The 18,690-nt window shown below is 69.7% G+C and carries 18 protein-coding genes; 7 read left to right on the forward strand and 11 right to left on the reverse strand.

Translation table 11 applies throughout. The features are described from left to right. The first annotated feature begins 46 nt into the window (after positions 1-46). The 4 genes from ACIRGB_RS22580 to ACIRGB_RS22595 all read left to right on the forward strand — a co-directional run bounded on the left by ACIRGB_RS22580 (position 47) and on the right by ACIRGB_RS22595 (position 3,026). Positions 47-670, forward strand: a complete 624-nt coding sequence (locus tag ACIRGB_RS22580; RefSeq protein WP_403867897.1) for a hypothetical protein — start codon at positions 47-49, stop codon at positions 668-670. 216 nt (positions 671-886) lie between these two features. Next, positions 887-1,234: a PRC-barrel domain containing protein gene (locus tag ACIRGB_RS22585; RefSeq protein WP_403867900.1), complete on the forward strand. Its 348-nt coding sequence runs from the start codon at positions 887-889 to the stop codon at positions 1,232-1,234. Between the two features lie 436 nt (positions 1,235-1,670). Continuing rightward, positions 1,671-1,946 (forward strand): hypothetical protein, encoded by a 276-nt coding sequence (locus tag ACIRGB_RS22590; RefSeq protein WP_403867903.1) that lies wholly within the window; start codon positions 1,671-1,673, stop codon positions 1,944-1,946. Between the two features lie 339 nt (positions 1,947-2,285). After that, positions 2,286-3,026, forward strand: coding sequence for a SigB/SigF/SigG family RNA polymerase sigma factor (locus tag ACIRGB_RS22595; RefSeq protein ID WP_403867906.1), 741 nt, complete (start codon positions 2,286-2,288; stop codon positions 3,024-3,026). Between the two features lie 195 nt (positions 3,027-3,221). Here the strand turns inward: ACIRGB_RS22595 and ACIRGB_RS22600 are convergent, their stop codons facing one another. The 3 genes from ACIRGB_RS22600 to ACIRGB_RS22610 all read right to left on the reverse strand — a co-directional run bounded on the left by ACIRGB_RS22600 (position 3,222) and on the right by ACIRGB_RS22610 (position 5,639). Continuing rightward, positions 3,222-4,415, reverse strand: a complete 1,194-nt coding sequence (locus tag ACIRGB_RS22600; protein ID WP_403867909.1) for a PP2C family protein-serine/threonine phosphatase — start codon at positions 4,413-4,415, stop codon at positions 3,222-3,224. A gap of 50 nt (positions 4,416-4,465) precedes the next feature. Beyond that, positions 4,466-4,804, reverse strand: coding sequence for a hypothetical protein (locus tag ACIRGB_RS22605; protein WP_403867912.1), 339 nt, complete (start codon positions 4,802-4,804; stop codon positions 4,466-4,468). A 445-nt stretch (positions 4,805-5,249) separates the two neighbouring features. Then, complete coding sequence (locus ACIRGB_RS22610) at positions 5,250-5,639, reverse strand: hypothetical protein (protein ID WP_403867915.1); 390 nt, start codon at positions 5,637-5,639, stop codon at positions 5,250-5,252. A gap of 178 nt (positions 5,640-5,817) precedes the next feature. On the opposite strand from ACIRGB_RS22610, the gene ACIRGB_RS22615 reads away from it, so the two are divergent. Continuing rightward, the gene (locus ACIRGB_RS22615; RefSeq protein WP_403867918.1) at positions 5,818-6,579 is read left to right on the forward strand and encodes a maleylpyruvate isomerase family mycothiol-dependent enzyme; all 762 of its coding nucleotides are present in this window, start codon (positions 5,818-5,820) and stop codon (positions 6,577-6,579) included. Between the two features lie 168 nt (positions 6,580-6,747). Here the strand turns inward: ACIRGB_RS22615 and ACIRGB_RS22620 are convergent, their stop codons facing one another. From ACIRGB_RS22620 to ACIRGB_RS22650, 7 genes are all read right to left on the reverse strand, one after another. Continuing rightward, positions 6,748-7,221 carry a hypothetical protein gene (locus ACIRGB_RS22620; protein ID WP_403867921.1) on the reverse strand — a complete coding sequence of 158 codons (474 nt, stop codon included), beginning with the start codon at positions 7,219-7,221 and terminating at the stop codon, positions 6,748-6,750. Positions 7,222-7,286: 65 nt separating this feature from the next. After that, entirely contained in the window at positions 7,287-8,345 is a 1,059-nt protein-coding gene (locus tag ACIRGB_RS22625) for a glucose 1-dehydrogenase (RefSeq protein WP_403867924.1), read from the reverse strand. A 191-nt stretch (positions 8,346-8,536) separates the two neighbouring features. After that, positions 8,537-8,857, reverse strand: coding sequence for a MerR family transcriptional regulator (locus tag ACIRGB_RS22630; protein ID WP_403867927.1), 321 nt, complete (start codon positions 8,855-8,857; stop codon positions 8,537-8,539). A gap of 775 nt (positions 8,858-9,632) precedes the next feature. After that, complete coding sequence (locus ACIRGB_RS22635; protein ID WP_403867930.1) at positions 9,633-9,941, reverse strand: SCO5918 family protein; 309 nt, start codon at positions 9,939-9,941, stop codon at positions 9,633-9,635. A gap of 49 nt (positions 9,942-9,990) precedes the next feature. After that, on the reverse strand, positions 9,991-10,395 hold the full coding sequence (locus ACIRGB_RS22640; RefSeq protein WP_403867933.1) for a CBS domain-containing protein: 405 nt from the start codon (positions 10,393-10,395) through the stop codon (positions 9,991-9,993). A 46-nt stretch (positions 10,396-10,441) separates the two neighbouring features. Then, positions 10,442-11,938 (reverse strand): DEAD/DEAH box helicase, encoded by a 1,497-nt coding sequence (locus ACIRGB_RS22645; RefSeq protein WP_403867936.1) that lies wholly within the window; start codon positions 11,936-11,938, stop codon positions 10,442-10,444. A gap of 255 nt (positions 11,939-12,193) precedes the next feature. After that, positions 12,194-12,397: a cold-shock protein gene (locus ACIRGB_RS22650; protein WP_153547601.1), complete on the reverse strand. Its 204-nt coding sequence runs from the start codon at positions 12,395-12,397 to the stop codon at positions 12,194-12,196. Between the two features lie 574 nt (positions 12,398-12,971). Here ACIRGB_RS22650 and ACIRGB_RS22655 point away from each other — a divergent pair. Together ACIRGB_RS22655 and ACIRGB_RS22660 are read left to right on the forward strand one after the other, a co-directional pair. Next, positions 12,972-15,224 carry a protein kinase gene (locus ACIRGB_RS22655; RefSeq protein ID WP_403867940.1) on the forward strand — a complete coding sequence of 751 codons (2,253 nt, stop codon included), beginning with the start codon at positions 12,972-12,974 and terminating at the stop codon, positions 15,222-15,224. A gap of 94 nt (positions 15,225-15,318) precedes the next feature. Further along, positions 15,319-17,709 carry a protein kinase gene (locus ACIRGB_RS22660; RefSeq protein ID WP_403867943.1) on the forward strand — a complete coding sequence of 797 codons (2,391 nt, stop codon included), beginning with the start codon at positions 15,319-15,321 and terminating at the stop codon, positions 17,707-17,709. Between the two features lie 161 nt (positions 17,710-17,870). Here ACIRGB_RS22660 and ACIRGB_RS22665 read toward each other — a convergent pair whose 3' ends face one another. After that, on the reverse strand, positions 17,871-18,566 hold the full coding sequence (locus ACIRGB_RS22665; protein ID WP_403867947.1) for an HAD family hydrolase: 696 nt from the start codon (positions 18,564-18,566) through the stop codon (positions 17,871-17,873). Positions 18,567-18,690: the final 124 nt, after the last annotated feature.

An 18,690-nucleotide genomic window follows, 5' to 3' on the forward strand; every position in this document is an offset into this window, starting at 1 on the left:
CTCCCCGCGGTATCCGCATCCACGCTTCCTCCACGGGGGACCACTCATGTCCATGCGTATCCGAACGAGCACGCTCATCGCCCTCACCGTCTCCGCCCTCGCGGCGGCCACGGCCCTCACCGCACCGGCCGCCGGCGCCGCGCCGAAGACCGCCGCGCCCACCTTCTTGTCGGCGTCCCAGCTGCCACCGCACCCGACGTCGTCCTGGACCGCCGGGCCCGTCACCGACGGGTTCCCCGAGGAACTCGGCCTCTGCGTGAGCACGGAGGGGGTGTCTTCCTACACCTACCGGCACCGGCAGTTCCGGACCGACCTGGACACCGGCGCCGTGCAGTTGACCGTCGTGACGGGCGCGGCCGGCCAGGCCAAGGCCCTGGCGAAGCACTACGACGACCTGATCCGCACCTGCGCCGACCGCATCGAGGCGTCCTCGCCCGACGTCGAGGCCGAGGGCCGCGACTACGGCAAGCTGCCGGTCGAGGAGGGCGCCCGCGTACGCGGCCTGCACACCGAGACGTCCTGGGGCGCCACCGACATCGCCCTGCTGTCGGTCGGCCGGGACGGCAGGACCGTCACCGTCGTCAAGTGGGGGCAGATGGGCGACTTCCAGAACGCGCCCGTGGCCGCCTTCAAGAAGACCACGAGCACGGCCGTCGACAAGCTGTACTGACCGGACGGCCGCCCAAGGACCGGGGCCGTCCTCCCGCCACGGGGGTCGGGAGGACGGCCCCGTCATCGGTCCCCCGCCGAACGAGCCTGCCGCGGTCTGACGGGCTGTGACCCTACGTGTTTCCCCTTGGTTGTCCGGCGGGTGCCGGGGAAGAGGGGGAAGCATAGAGGCTGAGAAGGGCCGCAGCTCAGTTTGTTGAGGACAGGAGAGGGACCAATGGGAAGTGTGTGGATGTACGCGCCGGAGATCGGACACGGGGCCCAGCAGTCGTTGGTGGGGTTCACTGTGGAGGCAGCCGACGGCGTCATCGGACACGTGGACCGCCAGCAGGACCAGCCCGGCATGCAGCACCTCGTCGTCGACACCGGAGTGTGGAAGTTCGGCAGAAGCGTCCTGATCCCGGCCGGCGCCGTCACCGGTATCGACACCGAGGCGCAGAAGGTGCAGGTCGCACCGTCTCGGGAAGAGATCAAGGCCGCTCCCCGCTTTGCCACCGACAGCGAGACAGCGGACCCCGGCTACCTGGCCGGTGTCGGCGACTACTACTTGTCCCTCCGCACCTGAGCCCCTGCCTTCCGGCCCGCCTGCGGTCAGAGCGAGCGGGCCGGTGCCGCCCGCGCCGGTCTGACGGGGCCGACCGTGGTCGAACACCGCTGTCGCCGGATCGGCCCTCTCAGTGTTCGTCGTCGCCCTATCCGTCGTAGGCGTACACGCGGTGAGGCCCAGCACGAAGTGCCAGAGCTCCTGCCCACGGCACTCGATGAGCTGGGCCTCACGTGCTGTCCGACTGACGCCAACTGCTTGACGTCGCACGCCGCCACGACCGTATCGACTCAGCACGTACGTCCGGTCCGGCCAGGTCACTCGCGTCGAAGCCATGGAAGAGCCGGACGACCGGGAACCGGCCATGTCATCCTGGCGGCCCACGCCGCCTGCTCCCGTTCCCTGGTCCGCACCCCTGGAGCCCGCTTTGCCCTTACGCACGGCTTGCAGCCGACCTATGTCCCTTCTCCTGGCGACCGTGCTGGTGACCTCGGCGCTGACCGGCTGCACGCTGATGGATCTCGCCCAGGACTGCGAAGGGACCGACGCCCGGGTCGAGGAGATGGCGGCGCTCGACATCCTCGACTCCCGGCCCGACGAGGCCACCGTCCCCCGGGGCTTCGAGGACGTCGACGCCGGCTGCTGGACCGACAGCGGCGACGTCATGGTGTACGCCGAGCGGACCTACGCCTTTCCCGGCACCCGGGCCGACGTGGCAACGCAGTACGCATAGGGGTACCGAGGCGAGCTGCTGGAAGTCGATACCGACGAGTCATGGCCTCCATCAATAGCGAGGTGAGGGTGACCCGTGCTCTTGCTTTTTCGTCACCGAGGGTGTATGGCAGCGAAGCGGGGGTAACTATCCGTGCACCCCACACCCGCACGGAAAAGATCACTGGAGCGGAGAGTGAGAACCGTGAAGGGATCCCTCGGTCATCGCCCACCCCGACTGTCTCATGCCCGCCATGCGCCCGGGATCGGTACAGCCCCAGAATCCGGCCCGCTGCCGGAGACGGCATGTATCCCCGGCATGTCAGAGCTGGCGAAGATCACTCCGTCTGACGCCCGAGCCATGTCCAAGCCGCTGTTCGCCCGCTTGGACGCTCTCCAGGAGGGGACCGCGGAGTATTCGTACGTCCGCAACACCCTGGTCGAACTCAACATGACGCTGGTGTACTTCGCGGCGCGACGCTTCCGCTCACGGACCGAGTCGATCGAGGACGTCGTCCAGGCGGGCAGTATCGGACTGATCAAAGCGATCAACCGGTTCGATCCCTCGCGCGGCGTCGAGTTCGCGAACTTCGCAGTCCCGACCATCATGGGCGAGATCAAACGCTTCTTTCGGGACACCACCTGGGCCGTTCACGCTCCGCGCCGGCTCCAGGAGCTGCGCCTGACCCTACAGAACGCGAGTACGGACCTGGAACGGGAGTTCGGCCGCCCGCCGACCGTCACCGAACTCGCCGCCTACGTGAAGCGGGTCCCCGAAGAGGTACTGGAGGGCCTCGATGCCGCCAACAGCTACTACACCGCGTCCCTCGACGCATCCCTCGACGAAACGGAACGTGACGACATCCTGGCTGACCAAGTCGGCTTCGAGGACTACGACTTGGAACTGGTCGAGGAACTGACCGCCCTTCAGCCGATCATCGCGCGACTACCGGAACGCGACCGGATGATCCTCGCCATGAGGTTCGGCCGCGAGATGACGCAGTACGACATCGGTGCCGAACTCGGCATCTCACAAATGCAGGTCTCTCGTCGCCTCACACACATCCTGAACCGACTGCGCTCTCACCTCACCGCTCAGTGAGATAGCCCAGCCGATCGGGCGGGACGACGCCTTCTCGTCACCCGCCGGCGGAACCCGTCCGCGTGGGCCACGGGCAACTCGTGGAGCAGCCGTTCCGGGCAGAGGCGAGGACCCAGCACCTCGTCACCGCCTGCCCATGAACAGCCCGGTGCCCCTCTCGGAGGGGTGAGCGGTTAGCCCGGCGCCCCGGAGAGGTCAGGCGCCCGGTGCTCGCGCTGAGATCTTCGGGGCGGGTCCGTGCCAGTCCAGGCACAGGACCGTGGCGTCGTCCCTCACCTCGCCCCTGCACGCGTCGGTGACGGCGTTGACCATGGCACGTACGGCCTCGCGGGGATGCTCACCAGCGGTGTCCCGGACGATGCCGGGCAGGTCGACGTTGCCTGCTTGGCGTTCCTGCATGCCGTCGGTGTAGAGCACGAGGCGGTCACCGGGGCGCAGGTCGAAGTCCTGCACCCGGTAAGGGGACTGGGCGGGCACGCCGAAGGGGAGGTTGATGTGCAGCGGAATCTCCTCGACGGTGCCGTTGCGCAGCCGTAGGGGCCAGACATGACCGGCGTTCACGAGCTGCGCGCTGGACCCGTCCAGGGCGATGCGCAGGAGCTGGCCGGTGGCGAAGGTACGGCGGCCGTAGTCGAGGACGGCCTGGTGGGTCTGGCGGGCCTGTTCGGCAAGGCTGGCACCCGCACGGCGGGCACCGCGGGAGGCGTTGACCAGGAGAGTGGCGATGAGTGAGGCGTCGACATCGTGGCCCATCGCATCGGTGATGGACAGGTGCAGGGTCTCCTGGTCGAGGCTGTAGTCGTAGGTGTCACCGGCGATGTCGGAGGCGGGGACCAGAGCGCCGGCGAGGTCGAACTCGGGGGCCTCGCAGGAGGGCGCCGAGGGCAGGAGCTGGCGCTGGATCTCCGCGGCCAGGGTGACCGAGCCGGCGCGGTTGCCCCAGTAGTAGAGGTCGGTGAAACGGCGGTCGGTGACGATGATGTACGCCAGCGCGTGCGCGACCTCTTCGACCTGCGCCAGCTCGTCCGGTGTCACGTGGTCGAGATAGAGCTCCAGGACCCCGATGGTGTCGCCGCGATTGCTCACGGGGGCGAGCACGCGGTGCCCTTGCGCGCCTTCTGATGTGCGCACCAGTTTCTGGGTGCGCAGCACCTCGTCGTACACACTGTCAGCCAGGGGGATCTGATCAGCACCACGCTCCTGTGAGCTGGCCTTCTCCTCGCTGACCCGCAGCAAACGGCGGCCGACGACGTCAACGAACAGGAACGACACGCGACGCGCGTCGAACCGGTCGCGCAGGTTCCGTGCGATGACATCGAGGGAGTGCACCGGTGCGGCGTCCTCCGCCGCTGCAAGCACCTCGGCAAGCCCGATCTGAACATGTTCCATAATCAGCCTCCCTTGGTTAGGGACCCTCCTTCCCGCAGAGCCCCCATCCATCACCGCCGTGATGGATTCCAGGCGGCTTGGTCCCACCAGTCGGGGGAGTCGTCGTCTTCCTCCTCGGACGCTTGCCGCTGTGCGGCCTTCTCGCGGGCGCGCAGGCATGCACAGGTGAGGGCGGCTGCGGCGGTGAGGTACCAGGGCAGGGGCCACAGCGCGTGCCACCAGGTGCCTTGCGGGGCGAGCAGCGCATCGGCGGCGGCGGTGGCCATGCCGGCGGCGAGGCTCCAGCACAGCAGGCGACCGGCCCACTGGGCGGCAGCAGTGGACCGGCGCGTGGGGGAGCGGCGCCGGGTGGGGTGGGAGCAGGGCATGCGTCTGCCGGGTGTGTTCATCGCGGGGTGTCCTTCGACAGCGGGGGCGGTTGCCGCGGGCTGGGGGACCACGCATGCAGGGCGGGACAAAGGTGCATTTGGTACAGGAGCGCTCACAGTCCCCGCCGTCTAACTTAGTTGTCATGAGACAAATAGACGATCCGTTATGCCAGCGTGTAACACGGAAGAAGTCCGAGCAACGGGGATATAGAGGGCGAATTACCCTCCCTGGATCTGGCCTGAAGCTGGTGATGACGCCGCCGCTCTCCAGGCGCTGAAACGCGCCTGCACCGCCCAGGAGGCCTGGCCGAGTCAGCCCTCTGAGTGTGAGCGTGAAGCCGATGCTGTAGGCATCGGCTATCCAGCGCAGTCCGTTCTCTGCAGTTCCTTGGTTCATCAAGCCGCCCTCTCCGCGTGGGGTGGGCGGCGGGTTGCCGGCCCTCGTTGTCGACGTGGCAGCACCCGTTCAGGCGCCAGGGTCGACTTGGGGGTGTGTGAACCGCACGGGCTTGCCCAGCGACCGGGCGTAGGCGATTTCGGCTCGGGTGCTGTCTCCGATGTAATCGCCGGCTACGAGCACCTCATCGGCGAGCCGGATCTTCGCCCGGTGCAGATCGCCGAGTCGAACCTTCAGCGCCTCGGCCTCTACGGGATCGGAACAAAGAACGTGCGGCGACTTCATGTCCCAGCTCGGTTTGACGACGATCTTTCCGGCTTTGGTCTCCCGTAGATCGGCCTCGTCCATCTCGGTCATGAAGCGAGTGGAGCCGCAGATCACGACGATACGCGGGAGGCTCAACTGCCCCTTCGCGTCGGCGAGCAGCTCCTCGGGCGTGAGCCGTGGCGGGCATGACACTGGTTCCTCCTGGTGGTGTGGTCCAAGGGGTGCCTGCGGGGACGAAAACGAGGGCCTCCAAAATCCTTCTGTGACGAACGACGTGGACACCAGAAGTCTTGCAGCAGTTCTCTAGCTCGCAGCTGACGGGCTGGAAAATAGCGTGCGGGCGGCTGAGTTGGGGTGATAGCCAAGCGATGTGACAGAGAGTCTTGAGTATTCCGCCCTGCTGCAACTGATCGAAGAGCGGTCGGCCGCGTTCCGGAGTGCGGTCGCCGCCGCGCCCAGCCTTGCCGCGCCGGTGCCGTCCTGCCCCGAGTGGACGCTGTTCGATCTGGTGCACCACTTGGGTACGGGCCAGCGCTGGTGGGCCGCGATCGTCGCCGCGGGCCCGGCCGAGGCGCCGCCGGCCAAGGACGCCGCCGAGGCGCCGCGCGAACTCGAGGCGCTGCTGGCCTGGTACACCGAGTCGAACGAGCTGCTGCTGAGTGCGCTGCTCAAGGCCGGCCCTGAGCGCGGGTGCTGGACGTGGTGGAGCGCCGGTGTGTCGCCGGCGAATGCCTGGGGCGTTGCCCGGCGCCGGGTGCACGAGGTGCTGGTGCACACCTACGACGCCCAACTCGCCGCAGGCGCTGTACAACCGATGCCGACGGACGTAGCGATCGACGGCGTCTCCGAGTTTCTCGACACCTGCAACTCCACCCCGGCGGCCTGGCCGCACGAAGCCGCCACCATCCACTACCACGCCACCGAGGGTCGCTCCTGGCTCCTCACGCTGGACAGCACCGGCGCCTGGCCCGCACCCCTTACGGACGAGGCCGCGCCCGCCTCCGCTTCGGCCACGGGCACGGCCGAGCAGCTGCTCCTCTTCGTCTGGGGCCGCCTCACGCTGAGCGACCTGAAGATCGAGGGCGACCAGAAGGTGTTCGAGCAGCTGATTGCCTGGGAGCCCGAGGAGTAGGCAATCACTCCCGCCAGCGGACGGCCAGTACGGCCTCGTACAGTTCGGGCTCGCTCGCCTTCCGCAGCCTTGCCGACTGGGACATCGATCGTCGGCCGTGTGGCCGGACCAGCGGCCTCGGCGTGCTCGAACGGCACAGGGAGCCGCCTGCGGCGGAAGAAGAAACGGCTAGAGCCGGAGCCGTCTGGGGCGCCAAGACCATCCCGCGTCGAGGACCGACTGGCGCAGGGCGTTGCTCATCTGGCGTGTGTCCCTTGTCTTGACTCTGCGGCGGCGGCCGTCAGGCCCCCGCTCGTACATCCACTCCACCGAGAACCCGCCCCCTCGTCCGTACGAGCGCGACGTGGACGACCTTCCCCTTGTACGCGTGCGCTGCTCCTGCAAGACCCGCACCTCGTGCCGTTCCGGGTCCAGGCGCATCCTGATCGTCAGACGCTGGTCGACCTGTTCACCGAACGAGCGGTGCGAGATCCGCCAGTCGGCCACCAGGTCGGCCTTCTCCGCAGGGCCGGCCGACCGCACACGGTAGGGGACACCCGGCCCGTTCACCGAAAGCAGTGCGTTCTGGACCTCGGCAACAGCGAGCGGTGCGACGCCGTTGGCGGGGTACCTGATTCCGGTCAATCGTTCGAAGAAGCCCACCGCTTGAGCCTACGACAGGCAGGCCACGGCCAAGGCGAGCGCCCGGCAACTCGTCCATGAGTGATTCAGCAGTCTTCATCCAGAGTGATGACCACTTTGATGTCTCCCTCTTGGGCGGTGAAAGCCTCCGCGGCGCGCTCCAGCGGCACCCGCCCGGTGATCATCCGCTCCAGCCAGCCGCGGTCCGCCTTCGCGAGGGCGTCCGCTGCTTGTCGGTAGTGACGCAGGTTGGCGTTCACGGAGCCCACCACGGCGTCGTTCCCCAGCACGAGCTCTCGGTTGATGCTTCCGGCATCGACCGAGAGCCGCCGCCCCTTGGCGGAAACACCGGTCAGGCAGACGATCCCGTAGGTGGCCGTACCGGCCATGGCGTCAAAGACCAGATCACCCACCCCGGTGGCCTCGATCACCACATCGGGAACGACCTGCGAGGTGACCTGCTCGATGTCCTCACAGTGATAGGTCGCGCCCAAGTCCTTCACCAAAGCAGGCTTGGGGCCGGTGGCGACCCGGTCCAGAACGTGCACGTCCAGTCCGCGCTGCACGCCCAGCAGCGCGGCCAGCAGGCCGATCGGCCCGGCGCCGGTCACCAGGGCACGTCGGGGCTCGAACCAGGCACGGCTGCCGACTCGTTCAATCTGCTCCCATGCCTTGGCCACCACGGTGGTGGGCTCGAGCAGCATCCCGACGCGCTCGAGGGCTGGATCCAGTTTGACGGCGTATTCACTCTCCACGGTCCAGAGTTGGCTGGCGTAGCCATCGTGCTCCTTGATGCCCCGCTCGGTGTAGCGGCCGTTGCGGCACATGTCGAACTCGCCGCGCGCACACGCCCCGCAGGGCACCGGATCGGGGCGGCGCACGACGCCCACCACCAGGTCACCGGCCCGGAACTCGCTGTTCGGAGGTGCGGTGCGCACTCGGCCCAGTGATTCATGGCCCAGGACCAGCCGGTCGTGACCGGGTGGTGCCCACCCGTACTCGCCGGCCACGATCTCTTTGTCCGTGCCGCAGACACCCACGGCCAGGCCGTCCACCAAGAGTTCGCCCTCGTGGGGAACGGGATCAGGAACGTCACGTACCTCCAGGGACCCAGCAGTCAGGGGGCGAACGGTTACCGCGCGCATGCGCTTCCTCCAAAGACCGTCGGGCTCACTTTGCCGCGCCTGTACGACATCGCTCCTGTGAGTCCCCGGGTCTCGGTCCGCTATACGTCCGGCCACTCATTCAGCGGACGGAGACGCCCTGGCTACTCCGGGAATCGCCGGCGCTACCACTTCGGGATCGGAGACCGCAACGCCCTGCCGGGGATGAGGTTTCACTGTGTTCGGGTGCGTAGCTGCTCGTTGATGCGCTGGGCCTCCTCGAGCTGGTCTTCGAGGACGATGATCCGGCAGGCGGCTTCTACGGCGGTACCGGCGTCGACGAGTTCGCGCGCGCGGGCGGCGATGCGCAGTTGGTAGCGGGAGTAGCGGCGGTGGCCGCCTTCAGAGCGCAGGGGCGTGATCAGACGGTGCTCGCCGAGGGCGCGGAGGAAGGCGGGGGTGGTGCCGAGCATGTCGGCGGCCCGGCCCATGGTGTAGGCGGGGTAGTCGTCGTCATCGAGGGGGACGGCGGGGCGGGTACTGAGAGGGGGCATAGACCTCTTCTTCCGGGGGATGCGTCGAGGGGCCCGGGCGCCGTACGGCGCCCGGGCCCCGAGCTTTCAACACCATCTGCCGACTGACCTCAGCCGACCTTCTTTGTCCGCTGCGATCCGCCTGGGAGGGCGGGGCTGCGGGGATCGCGGATGCGTGACCGGGGACCACCTTCCAATCCGGGGCCTGCGGTACCCGGGCGGTCTTTCCCGGCCCGGGCGATCCTGATGGCGTTCGGCTCCTTACCTGTTTCGGTTGATCCGTCTTTACTGCGGTTGCACGGTACTGCTGTGCGCGACCCCTGGGGCCGCTCGGCCCGGCAGCCAGTAGAGGAACCCACCACTTCCGGCTCCGCCACTCCGCTGCCGTGCCGCTCCTTCGATTTCCTTGCACGGCAGTTCGTCTCTGCCGTGCCCGTCGACTTCTGGCTACGACGAGAACACTAGCCTCTGCCGAGAGCAATGTCTACAGCGGTGACGACAGATTTACTCCATCTGAAGGTCCTGGAACTCTGTCTCTCTTACGCCTGGAAGAGGGCAACCTGCCAGGCAGGGTGCTGCGCGTATGAAACAATGCAAACCACCGTACTGTTGGTCTCCGAACTGGCCACCAGCGGCTGAGAACCTCTGTGTCGCCCCTGCGTCACCGTGCTGTCGCCCCACTCGCGCACCGAGCGGAGAGTGCGGCCACGCAGTGAGGGCCCGACCGGCGCGCGCCGGTCGGGCCCTCACTGCTGTTCTGGTGTCAGCGCGTGTCAGCGCGCGCCTGCCGCGTCGGTCAGACGGACAGGGGAGCGCCGAGCATCGTGGAAGCCCGCTGCAAAGGGCTGTTGACGGGGGCGGGCGCGGTCTCCGGCCGGGAGCGGCAGGTGAAGCCGAGCAGGGCCATGGCCCTCAACACCTCGCCGGCGCTGAAATCGCGGCGGTCCTGACGGGTGATGACCTGGCCGACCTGTTTGACGGGGTAGTGGCGTCGTCCGATGATCACGGAATCGCCGGTGACCGGTTCGGGCTTGATGCCCTTCATCGATTCCAGCACGCCGCTCTTGGTCAGGTCGAACGGGAAGCGGGCAATGACACAGCGCATGATGCCTCACAGGCAGGAGAGGAAACGGGGCCGACCGCCGTCCGGCGGTTCAGCGGGAGAGCGCGAGGGCGCCCGGGACGCTGCCGTGTTCGCCGGCCACGGACACGGGCCCGAGCCGCCCGAAGGACATGACGTCCCCGGCTTCCGCCCTCGGGGCCAACGGTGAGACGAGCGGCTCGCTGCCGCTGCTGCTGTCACTCAGACGGATCCGGTCGGTGTACCCGGAGCCGTTCCTCACGGCGGTGAGCCGGGCCCGGGTGACCAGGCCGACACGCCGGCCGTCCTCATCGCAGACGACCAGTCGCTCGGCACGCGCGGCGGCCATGACGGACAGCGCCACCTCGACGGTCATGTCGTACCAGAGGTGCGGCGCGGCCGCGTCCGTGGCATCGGCCACCGCACTGTGCGCGGGGCGAGTGCTCAGGGAGCGAGTCTGCAACTGGACCAATGCCAAAGGGTGCCTCCTGGGAAGACGGGACGAATTCCTGACCACGACTGCTCTACGCGACCGCACCTGCGGGGGACTGCGGTGCGGGGGAACGCCGGGGGGCCGAGGTGGGCCGGCGTCGGCCGCGGGAGGTGGCCCCGCGCTTCTTGGGGCGTTCGGCCACCGGTGCGGTGATGACGACCGGGATGCCGGTCGGGGCCTGGGCTCCGGTGATCCGGCTGAGGGCTTCGTCGCCCGCGCGGACCTGGGTCGTCTGCGGCATGATCCCCGCGTCCGACATGAGGCGGACCATGCTGCGGCGCTGGCTCTGTGTGACGAGCGTGACGACGCTGCCGGACTCACCGGCGCGGGCCGTGCGGCCGCCGCGGTGGAGGTAGTCCTTGTGGTCGGTCGGCGGGTCGACGTTGACGACGAGGTCGAGGTTGTCGACGTGGATGCCACGGGCAGCGACGTTGGTCGCCACCAGCACGGTGACGTGTCCGGTCTTGAACTGCGCCAGGGTGCGGGTGCGTTGCGGCTGGGACTTGCCGCCGTGCAGGGCGGCGGCCCGCACTCCGCTGTTGAGCAGGTCCTGGGTCAGCCTGTCGACGGCGTGCTTGGTGTCGAGGAACATGATCACGCGGCCGTCGCGGGCGGCGATCTCGGTGGTGGCCGCGTGCTTGTCGGCGGCGTGGACGTGGAGTACGTGGTGCTCCATCGTCGTGACGGCGCCGGCCGAGGGGTCGACGGAGTGCACGACCGGATCGGTCAGGTAGCGGCGCACGAGCAGGTCGACGTTGCGGTCGAGGGTGGCGGAGAACAGCATGCGCTGGCCCTCGGGGCGGACCTGGTCGAGCAGGGCGGTGACCTGCGGCATGAAGCCCATGTCGGCCATCTGGTCGGCCTCGTCGAGGACGGTGATGGAAACCTGGTTCAACCGGCAGTCGCCGCGGTCGATGAGGTCCTTGAGGCGTCCCGGAGTGGCGACGACGACCTCGGCTCCACCGCGCAGCGCGTGCACCTGCCTGCCGATCGACATGCCGCCCACGACGGTGGCCAGCCGCAGCTTCACGGAGCGGGCGTAAGGAGTGAGCGCGTCGGTGACCTGCTGTGCCAGTTCACGCGTCGGTACGAGGATCAGCCCCAGCGGCTGCCGGGCCTCGGCGCGCTGCCCGGCCGTACGGGCGAGCAGCGCCAGGCCGAAGGCGAGCGTCTTGCCGGAACCGGTGCGCCCGCGGCCGAGGACATCGCGGCCGGCGAGGGAGTTCGGCAGGGTCGCGGCCTGGATCGGGAACGGTACGGTGACGCCGGCCGAGCCGAGCGCGGCCAGCAGCTCACCGGGCATGTCGAGATCGGCGAAGCCCTCCACGGCGGGAAGCGCGGGGGTGATCGTCCTAGGGAGAGCGAACTCCCCCTGGACGGCGGCGGGCCGACGGCCGTACCCGCCCGAGCGGCTCGGACCGGTCGACCGGCGCGAGGCCGACGAGCCGAAGCGGCTGCCACCCTTTCCGGCGTCGGCACTGCCATTACGGCTGCGGGCATAGCGGTCGTTCGTACGGGTGCGGTTCATGCGGAACCTTCCTCGATACGGCGCATATCAAGGAATTCCCGCAGCATGAAGGGCGCGGAGAATTGCAAGAATAGGCCGGTGGGGTGACGGCTTGCAATTGCACGGATTTTTATCCGTCGTCAGATTCGCAAGCGCTGAAATAAGTAACGCGGCGTGGGCTCGATACTCGAAGCGTCCACTGCGGGAAAACGCTTGCAGCTGGGGCCCGCACCCCGAGGGATGCGGGCCCCAGCTACAAGTACGCGATATGCGACGTCAGGCGAGAACGATGTTCTCGGCCGTCGGGCCCTTCTGGCCCTGCGCGATGTCGAAGGTCACCTTCTGGCCCTCCAGCAGCTCGCGGAAGCCCTGGGCGGCGATGTTCGAGTAGTGGGCGAACACGTCAGCGCCGCCACCCTCCTGCTCGATGAAGCCGAAGCCCTTTTCCGCGTTGAACCACTTCACGGTGCCAGCAGCCATGTCATTTCTCCTTTGGGGCAGTGCGTCGGGGCCCGCACACTGCGGACGCCGAGTCGCCGCGATGATCACCCCACCCGGAAAAATCCCGGACATGCACAAGAGCTTCCAGGGGATCAGCGTCCGTCCGGAGAGCACTCGGAATTTTGGGAACCACAACTGCAACTGAGATCGACAGTAGCACGCCGCAGCGGCCAACGTGCGGTGGAAAATCGTTCTCCGCTCATTTCGGCAAAGAACCTGCCTGCCTGTTCCGCTGAAATCTCAGCGCGCGGACACAGATATTGGCGCACCCGAGCGCCGTCATATGTGGCGTGCCTGTGCGTCAGTGATCCGGTCCGCCCCGCCGCCACGCTCGCGAAGAAGGGCGGGGAGGACATCGCGGCCCGGACGGCGTCGGTCCACTGCCACCACGAGCGACCGGGGTGGTGGGGCGGGCCTTCCTCCCGGCGTCTGTTCGCGTGGTGATGCCTCGGAGGGCGCAACCGTACGATGCCTGGCAGGCGTCGCACAGGGCGGCGGGTCGTCGTGTCGTCCCAAGGCCCTCTCGGCGGGCGGCTGGAAGGAAGGAACGTGCGTGGAGGTCGGCGGGTACCGGATCATCGCGCTGCTCGGTGAGGGCGGCATGGGCCGTGTTCATCTGGCGCGGTCCGCGTCTGGACGGCCGGTTGCCGTCAAGACCGTCCACCGGCACCTCGCCGCCGTCCCGGAGTTCCGGGAGCGGTTTCGTCGTGAAACGGCTGCCGCGCGGGCGGTGACCGGCGTGTACACCGCTGCTGTGCTTGACGCCGGTCCGGATGACGAACCGCCCTGGATGGCAGTGGAGTTCTGCGCGGGCCCAGGCCTGCCGGAGGCGGTGGCCGCGCACGGGCCGCTCGGCTCCGGCGATCTCGCAGCATTGGGCGCCGCGCTCGCCGAGGCGCTGGCGGCGGTGCACGCGGCGGGGCTCGTGCACCGCGACGTGAAGCCGTCCAACGTCCTCATCTCGCGCCATGGACCCAAGGTCATCGACTTCGGCATCGCCAAGAGCGCGGCCGACGAGAGCCTCACCGCCGACAGCGAGGCCATCGGCTCGCCCGGTTTCATCGCCCCGGAGCAGCTTGCGGGCGCCGCCGCCGAACCGGGGCCCGCCGCGGACGTGTTCGCGCTCGGCGCGGTCCTCGCGGTGGCCGCGACCGGGCGGGGCCCCTTCGGTTCCCGCGGTGTGCCCGAGGTCCTCTACCGCACGCTGCACGAGGCGCCCGATCTGGTGGGCGTACCGGGCACCGTCTGGGAGGACTTCCTCGGACGGTGTCTGGCCAGGAGCCCCGCGGACCGGCCCACGGTCGCGCAGGTGCTCGCCTGGTGCGCCGAGCGCGCGTCCGACGAGCCATGGTGGGAGCTGGAGCCGGTCGCCGGATTGATCCGTCGCCACGAGGACGAGGTGACGGAGCTGTTGGGGAGGGTGGCGGTGGAGGCCGCGGGGCGGAGCCCCGAGGACGCTGTCCCGCCCGCCTCCGGTGACGTCCGCGCGGACGCCGGCCGCGACGCTCCCGCGCCGACGCTCCGCACCTCTCGGCGCCGTCTCCTCGTCTGGGGCGGCGCGGTCCTGGCGGCCGTGAGCACCACCACGACGGCCATTCTCCTCAGCGGTGAAGAGAGCGGCGGCACAGCCCGCGCCGGGAGTCGCCCTGAGCCCCGCCCGCCGACGGGCGCGCTCGTATGGAGCCGTGACATCGGCGAAGTCGAGTACGGCGGCGCTCTCTTACGCAGCGGAAAAGACCTCTACGTACTCGACGACAGGGGAGTCGTCCGTCTGGACGCGGAGACCAACACCGTCCGCTGGACCTACCCCGAGAAGGACCTGCGGAGCCTCCAGGCACGCGGCGACCTGGTCTACGTCCTGCGGGACAGCCTCTTCGAGCCCGAGCTGATCGCCCTGCGCGTGGCCGGCGGCCGGGAGGCATGGACCTCGGGTGTACTTTCCCGCAACCCACACCGGCCGCCCCGTCCCTTCGACGCCCGGGCGACCGAACTGGAGGGCGGGCAGGGCATGTTCACCGTCTCGGACGACATCACCTGCCTGTTCACCTACGCGCCTTACACCACCGAATGGGAGCGACGCACCACCTCGGACCTGCCGTGGCGCGCGTACGCCTTCGACTCCCGTACGGGCAAGGAACTGTGGTTCCGCGAAGGGCGCGCCGCAGAAGTGATCGGCGTGGACGAGGCCGGCGGCCGGATAGCGGTGGCCTCCTCGTCCCGGGGCTCCGGTGTGCCCGGCACGGACCAGTATGCGCAGGACGACCCGCTGGTCGTCCTGAAGGCGTCCGACGGTGCGGTGGAGCGGCAGATCGCGCGCGGCGCCCGTCGCCCGCAGGCGCACCCGGGGGCCGAGGGCGACGGCTATTTCGCGTCGGAGGAGCGGATCGAGGCCATGGACCTGGCGACCCGGCGCATCCTCTGGTCTCGGCCGGCCGGCACGGTCACGGACATCGCGCCCCGGGCCACCGGCGGCCTGGTGCTCGCCTCCTCGTCGGAGGGCGTCGAGGCGCTGGACGCCGACACGGGCAGGAAGCGGTGGTCGCGGCCCGGTTACCGGGAGATCGGGGAGGGTGCGCCGCTGGTGTCGGACGGCCTGGCACTGGTCTCGGGGCCGGAGCCGGGCGGCTCGGGCGAGGGGGCGTGGGGCATGTACGCACTGGACATACGAACGGGGGACGCGAGCTGGGCGGTTCCCATCGAGCCCGCGTCCGACATGAGCCTGGTGGCCGCGCACGCGGGTCTGGTCCACATCTGCGCGGGCCGCACTCTGCACACGGTCCGGGGCCCGGGGGAGAGGCGGACATGACCACCGGCCACGCCCCCTGTCATGCGCCCCGGCACACTCCTTGCCCTCCGACGCCCCGGGCAGCGGGCGACGCCGCACTCCGGAGCAGGTGCACATGACGGAAGCCCCCTTGCTCCCCGGCGCGCCGCTGCTCCCCGACGACCCGCGTCTCCTCGGCGGTCACCGCATCATGCGGCGACTCGGGTCGGGCGGCATGGGGCAGGTCTATCTGGGGCGCAGCCCCGGCGGGCGGCTCGTCGCCGTCAAGACCGTCCACGAACACCTCGCCACGGACCCGCGCTACCGGGAGCGATTCCGGCGCGAGGCCACCGCGGCGCGCGCCGTCACGGGCGCGCATACCGCCCCGGTGCTCGACGCCGACCCCGATTCCGTGGTGCCCTGGCTGGCCACGGCATTCCTGCCGGGTGTCACGCTGCGCCACGCGGTCGTCGCAGGCGGGCCGTTGAACGCCCGGGCCGTGCGGTCACTCGGGGCGTGCCTCGCCGAGGCTCTGGTGAGCATCCACGCGGCGGGCATCGTGCACCGCGACCTCAAGCCGTCCAACGTGCTGCTGACCACCGACGGTCCGCGCGTCATCGACTTCGGCATCGCCCGGGCCGCCGGGGACCTCGGTCTCACCGAGGCCGGAGCGATGATGGGCACGCCCGGCTTCATGGCCCCCGAACAAGTCGCCGGTGACGATGCCGGTCCCGCCGCCGACGTGTTCGCGTTGGGTGCGGTCCTGGCCTTCGCCGCGACGGGCGAGCAGCCTTTCGGCTCGGGCCCCGTGGCCGTCCTGCTCTACCGAGCCACCCACGAAGAGCCGCACCTGGACGGCGTACCGGACACGGCGGGTCTGCGGGCACTCGTCTCCGGCTGTCTGCGCAAGGAGCCGTGGCGCCGGCCCTCCCTCGCACGGGTGCTGGCCCTGACCGCCTCGCCGGACGCGCCCCTGTGGTGGCGCGAGGAACCACTGCGGTCACTGATCGCGGGCGAGGGACTGGCAGCCACCGAAGAGCCGTCACCCTCCGCCGGGCCGGAGCGGCCGCGGCGACCGACACCCGAGCCCGCCCCCACCCGGCCTGCCCCCACCCGGCCTGCCCCCGCCCCGTCCTACCGCGCCGATCGCCTGCGCACCCTGACCCGCCGCGCCGTGCTCACCACCGGTGGCGCCGGGCTCACAGGCCTGGCTGTCTGGGCCGTGGCCCGTGGGTCGAAAACGCCTGGCACAGGCGCCGAGCAGGACGGTCCCGTACTGGAGACAGGGTCAAAGAACCCCGGCCGGGAGCGCTGGAGGCTGACCGGCCAGGACGACAGATCGGGTGACGTCACGTCCGCTCTGCTCGCCGGGGACACGGTGCTGGTGCACGGGGCGAGACCAGGCCTGGCCGCCACACAGGGACTGGTGCGCGCCGTGGGTGCCACGGACGGGGCGAGGCGGTGGCAGGACGACAAGGCGCCGGCGAACGCCGCTCGGGAGCCGCTCTGGGGTGTCGCGGGCGGCCTGCTCATCGCCCCGGAGCTCCTGGACAGGGTCTACGAGGTACGGACAGGAGACCCACGGCCGCCGGAGCGGCCATGGCGGAGGACCGTGAAGTGGTTCGCCGTCGCGGGCGGGCGGCTCGTCACGCTGGGCGACGACGGCGGATCCCCGGACGACCGGGTGCTGCGCACGCTCGCTCTGCCCACGGGCAGCTCGCACGCCACCGAAGAACCCCGCACCCACGAGAAGGAGAAGACGCGTGACTGGCGAGCGCCCGCGGTCTCCGGCAACAGCCTGCTCCTCGTCCCGGACACCGGAGCGCTGGATCCTCGGGTCTTCTGCCTCGACGCGACCACAGGCCGGGAAGCATGGTCCTACACCGGGCTCGGCAAGACCGGGCAGCCCCAGACCGCGCCGGTCACTCTGCCCGCACCGGAGGGTCGCGGAGGCGAGCGCTTCGCCCTGCTCAGCGACACCGACGAGCTGCACCTCATCGACGTACGCACCGGCGACCGCCTGCGCAATGAACCACTGAGCCTCACCGCCGGGAATGGTGCCACGGCCCTCGGCCATGCTGCGGGCACCGGTCTGTTGCTGACCGCCGGGGAGGACCTGATCGCTTTCAGCCCCGACAGCGGAAAGCGGCTGTGGAGCCACCCCACCGCCGGGCTCGACACCAGCTGGCCGTCGCAGCCGGGCGGTGGCAGACGAGGCCCCGTCGTGTGGGACGGGGTCCTGCTCAACTGGCTGGATGCCAAGACCCTGCACGCACTCGACCTCGCGGACGGCGGGCGGCAGCTGTGGCGGACGTCGTTCGACGCCATCGCCCGCTGCCCGCCCGCCATCGGAGGCGACCTGGCCTACGTCACGGCCGGGCAGGTGTGCCGGGCGCTGGAACTGCGTACAGGCAAAGTGCTCAAGGAGTGGCCGGTGGACGAGGCAGTCACCTGGCTCGCTGCCGACGACAAGGGGTGGTACGCCGTGGTCGGCGCGTCATCCCTGCGAGCGGTCAACGCGCCGTGACAACCGGCGCGGCCTCCTTACTGGCCGGGGGACTCCTCACCAGCACCAGGCGGCCAGGCCGCCCGGACACGCTGATCTGGCACCCGTCGATGGCGCGCCCCGGCCGGGGCCAGGACCATTGCCACCCTCCGGCCCTCAGCGGGCCGTCACGTCCTGTGCGTTCACCGTCGGCTGCCGAGCGCGTCGGCCCAGGCCAGCAGTTCGGGGGCGTCCAACGTCGGCAGCCACCTGTCGGCCCGGGGGGTGCCGACGCCCTTCGGTCCGGGACCGACGCCCAGGACCCGCAGGCCGGCCCGTCGGGCCGCTTCCACACCGGTCAGGGAGTCCTCCACCGCCAGCGCCCGGTGCGGGGCGACACCGCAGAGCCGGGCCGCCACGGCGTACACGTCGGGGTGCGGCTTGGGGCGCACGCGGTCCCCGGTGTCGGGTACGACCAGGTGCTCGAAGTGCTCGAGCAGCCCGGCCCGTGCCAGGCTGCCTTCGACCACGACCCTCGGGCAGTTGCTGGCCACCGCCAGCGGCAAGCGGCCGGAGAGCAGCCGTACGACCCGGACCGCACCTGGCATCGTCACCGGTTCGTCGGTGACGAGTGCCAGGAAGTGGTCGAGAAGCGCGGCTGTCAGGTCCTCAGTCAGTTCGGGTTTGTGCACGGACTGCGCCATGAGCCGGCCGCAGTCCTCGTAGTGCAGGCCGAGGGCCTGCTCGGCGAACCCGGGGGGTGGCTGGAGTCCGTGCTCCCGGAATGCCTGGCTGCGAGCCTCCTGCCAGTGGCGTTCGCTGTCCATCAGGGTGCCGTCGCAGTCGAAGACGACGGCTTCGGGCGACCAGTCGAGCAGATCGTGGTCCGAGGGGGTCACTGGGGTCTCCCATGCTTTCGCATGTATGGGGCACTTCCGTATCCGGAGGAAACGGAAAGATAGTGACCGCTACGTTATTTCCGTCCAGGCAAATCGGGCAATAACCCTTTTCAGTGACTTGGTT

The sequence above is a fragment of the Streptomyces sp. NPDC102490 genome (assembly GCF_044765285.1).
In the GTDB taxonomy this organism is placed as follows: Bacteria; Actinomycetota; Actinomycetes; order Streptomycetales; family Streptomycetaceae; genus Streptomyces.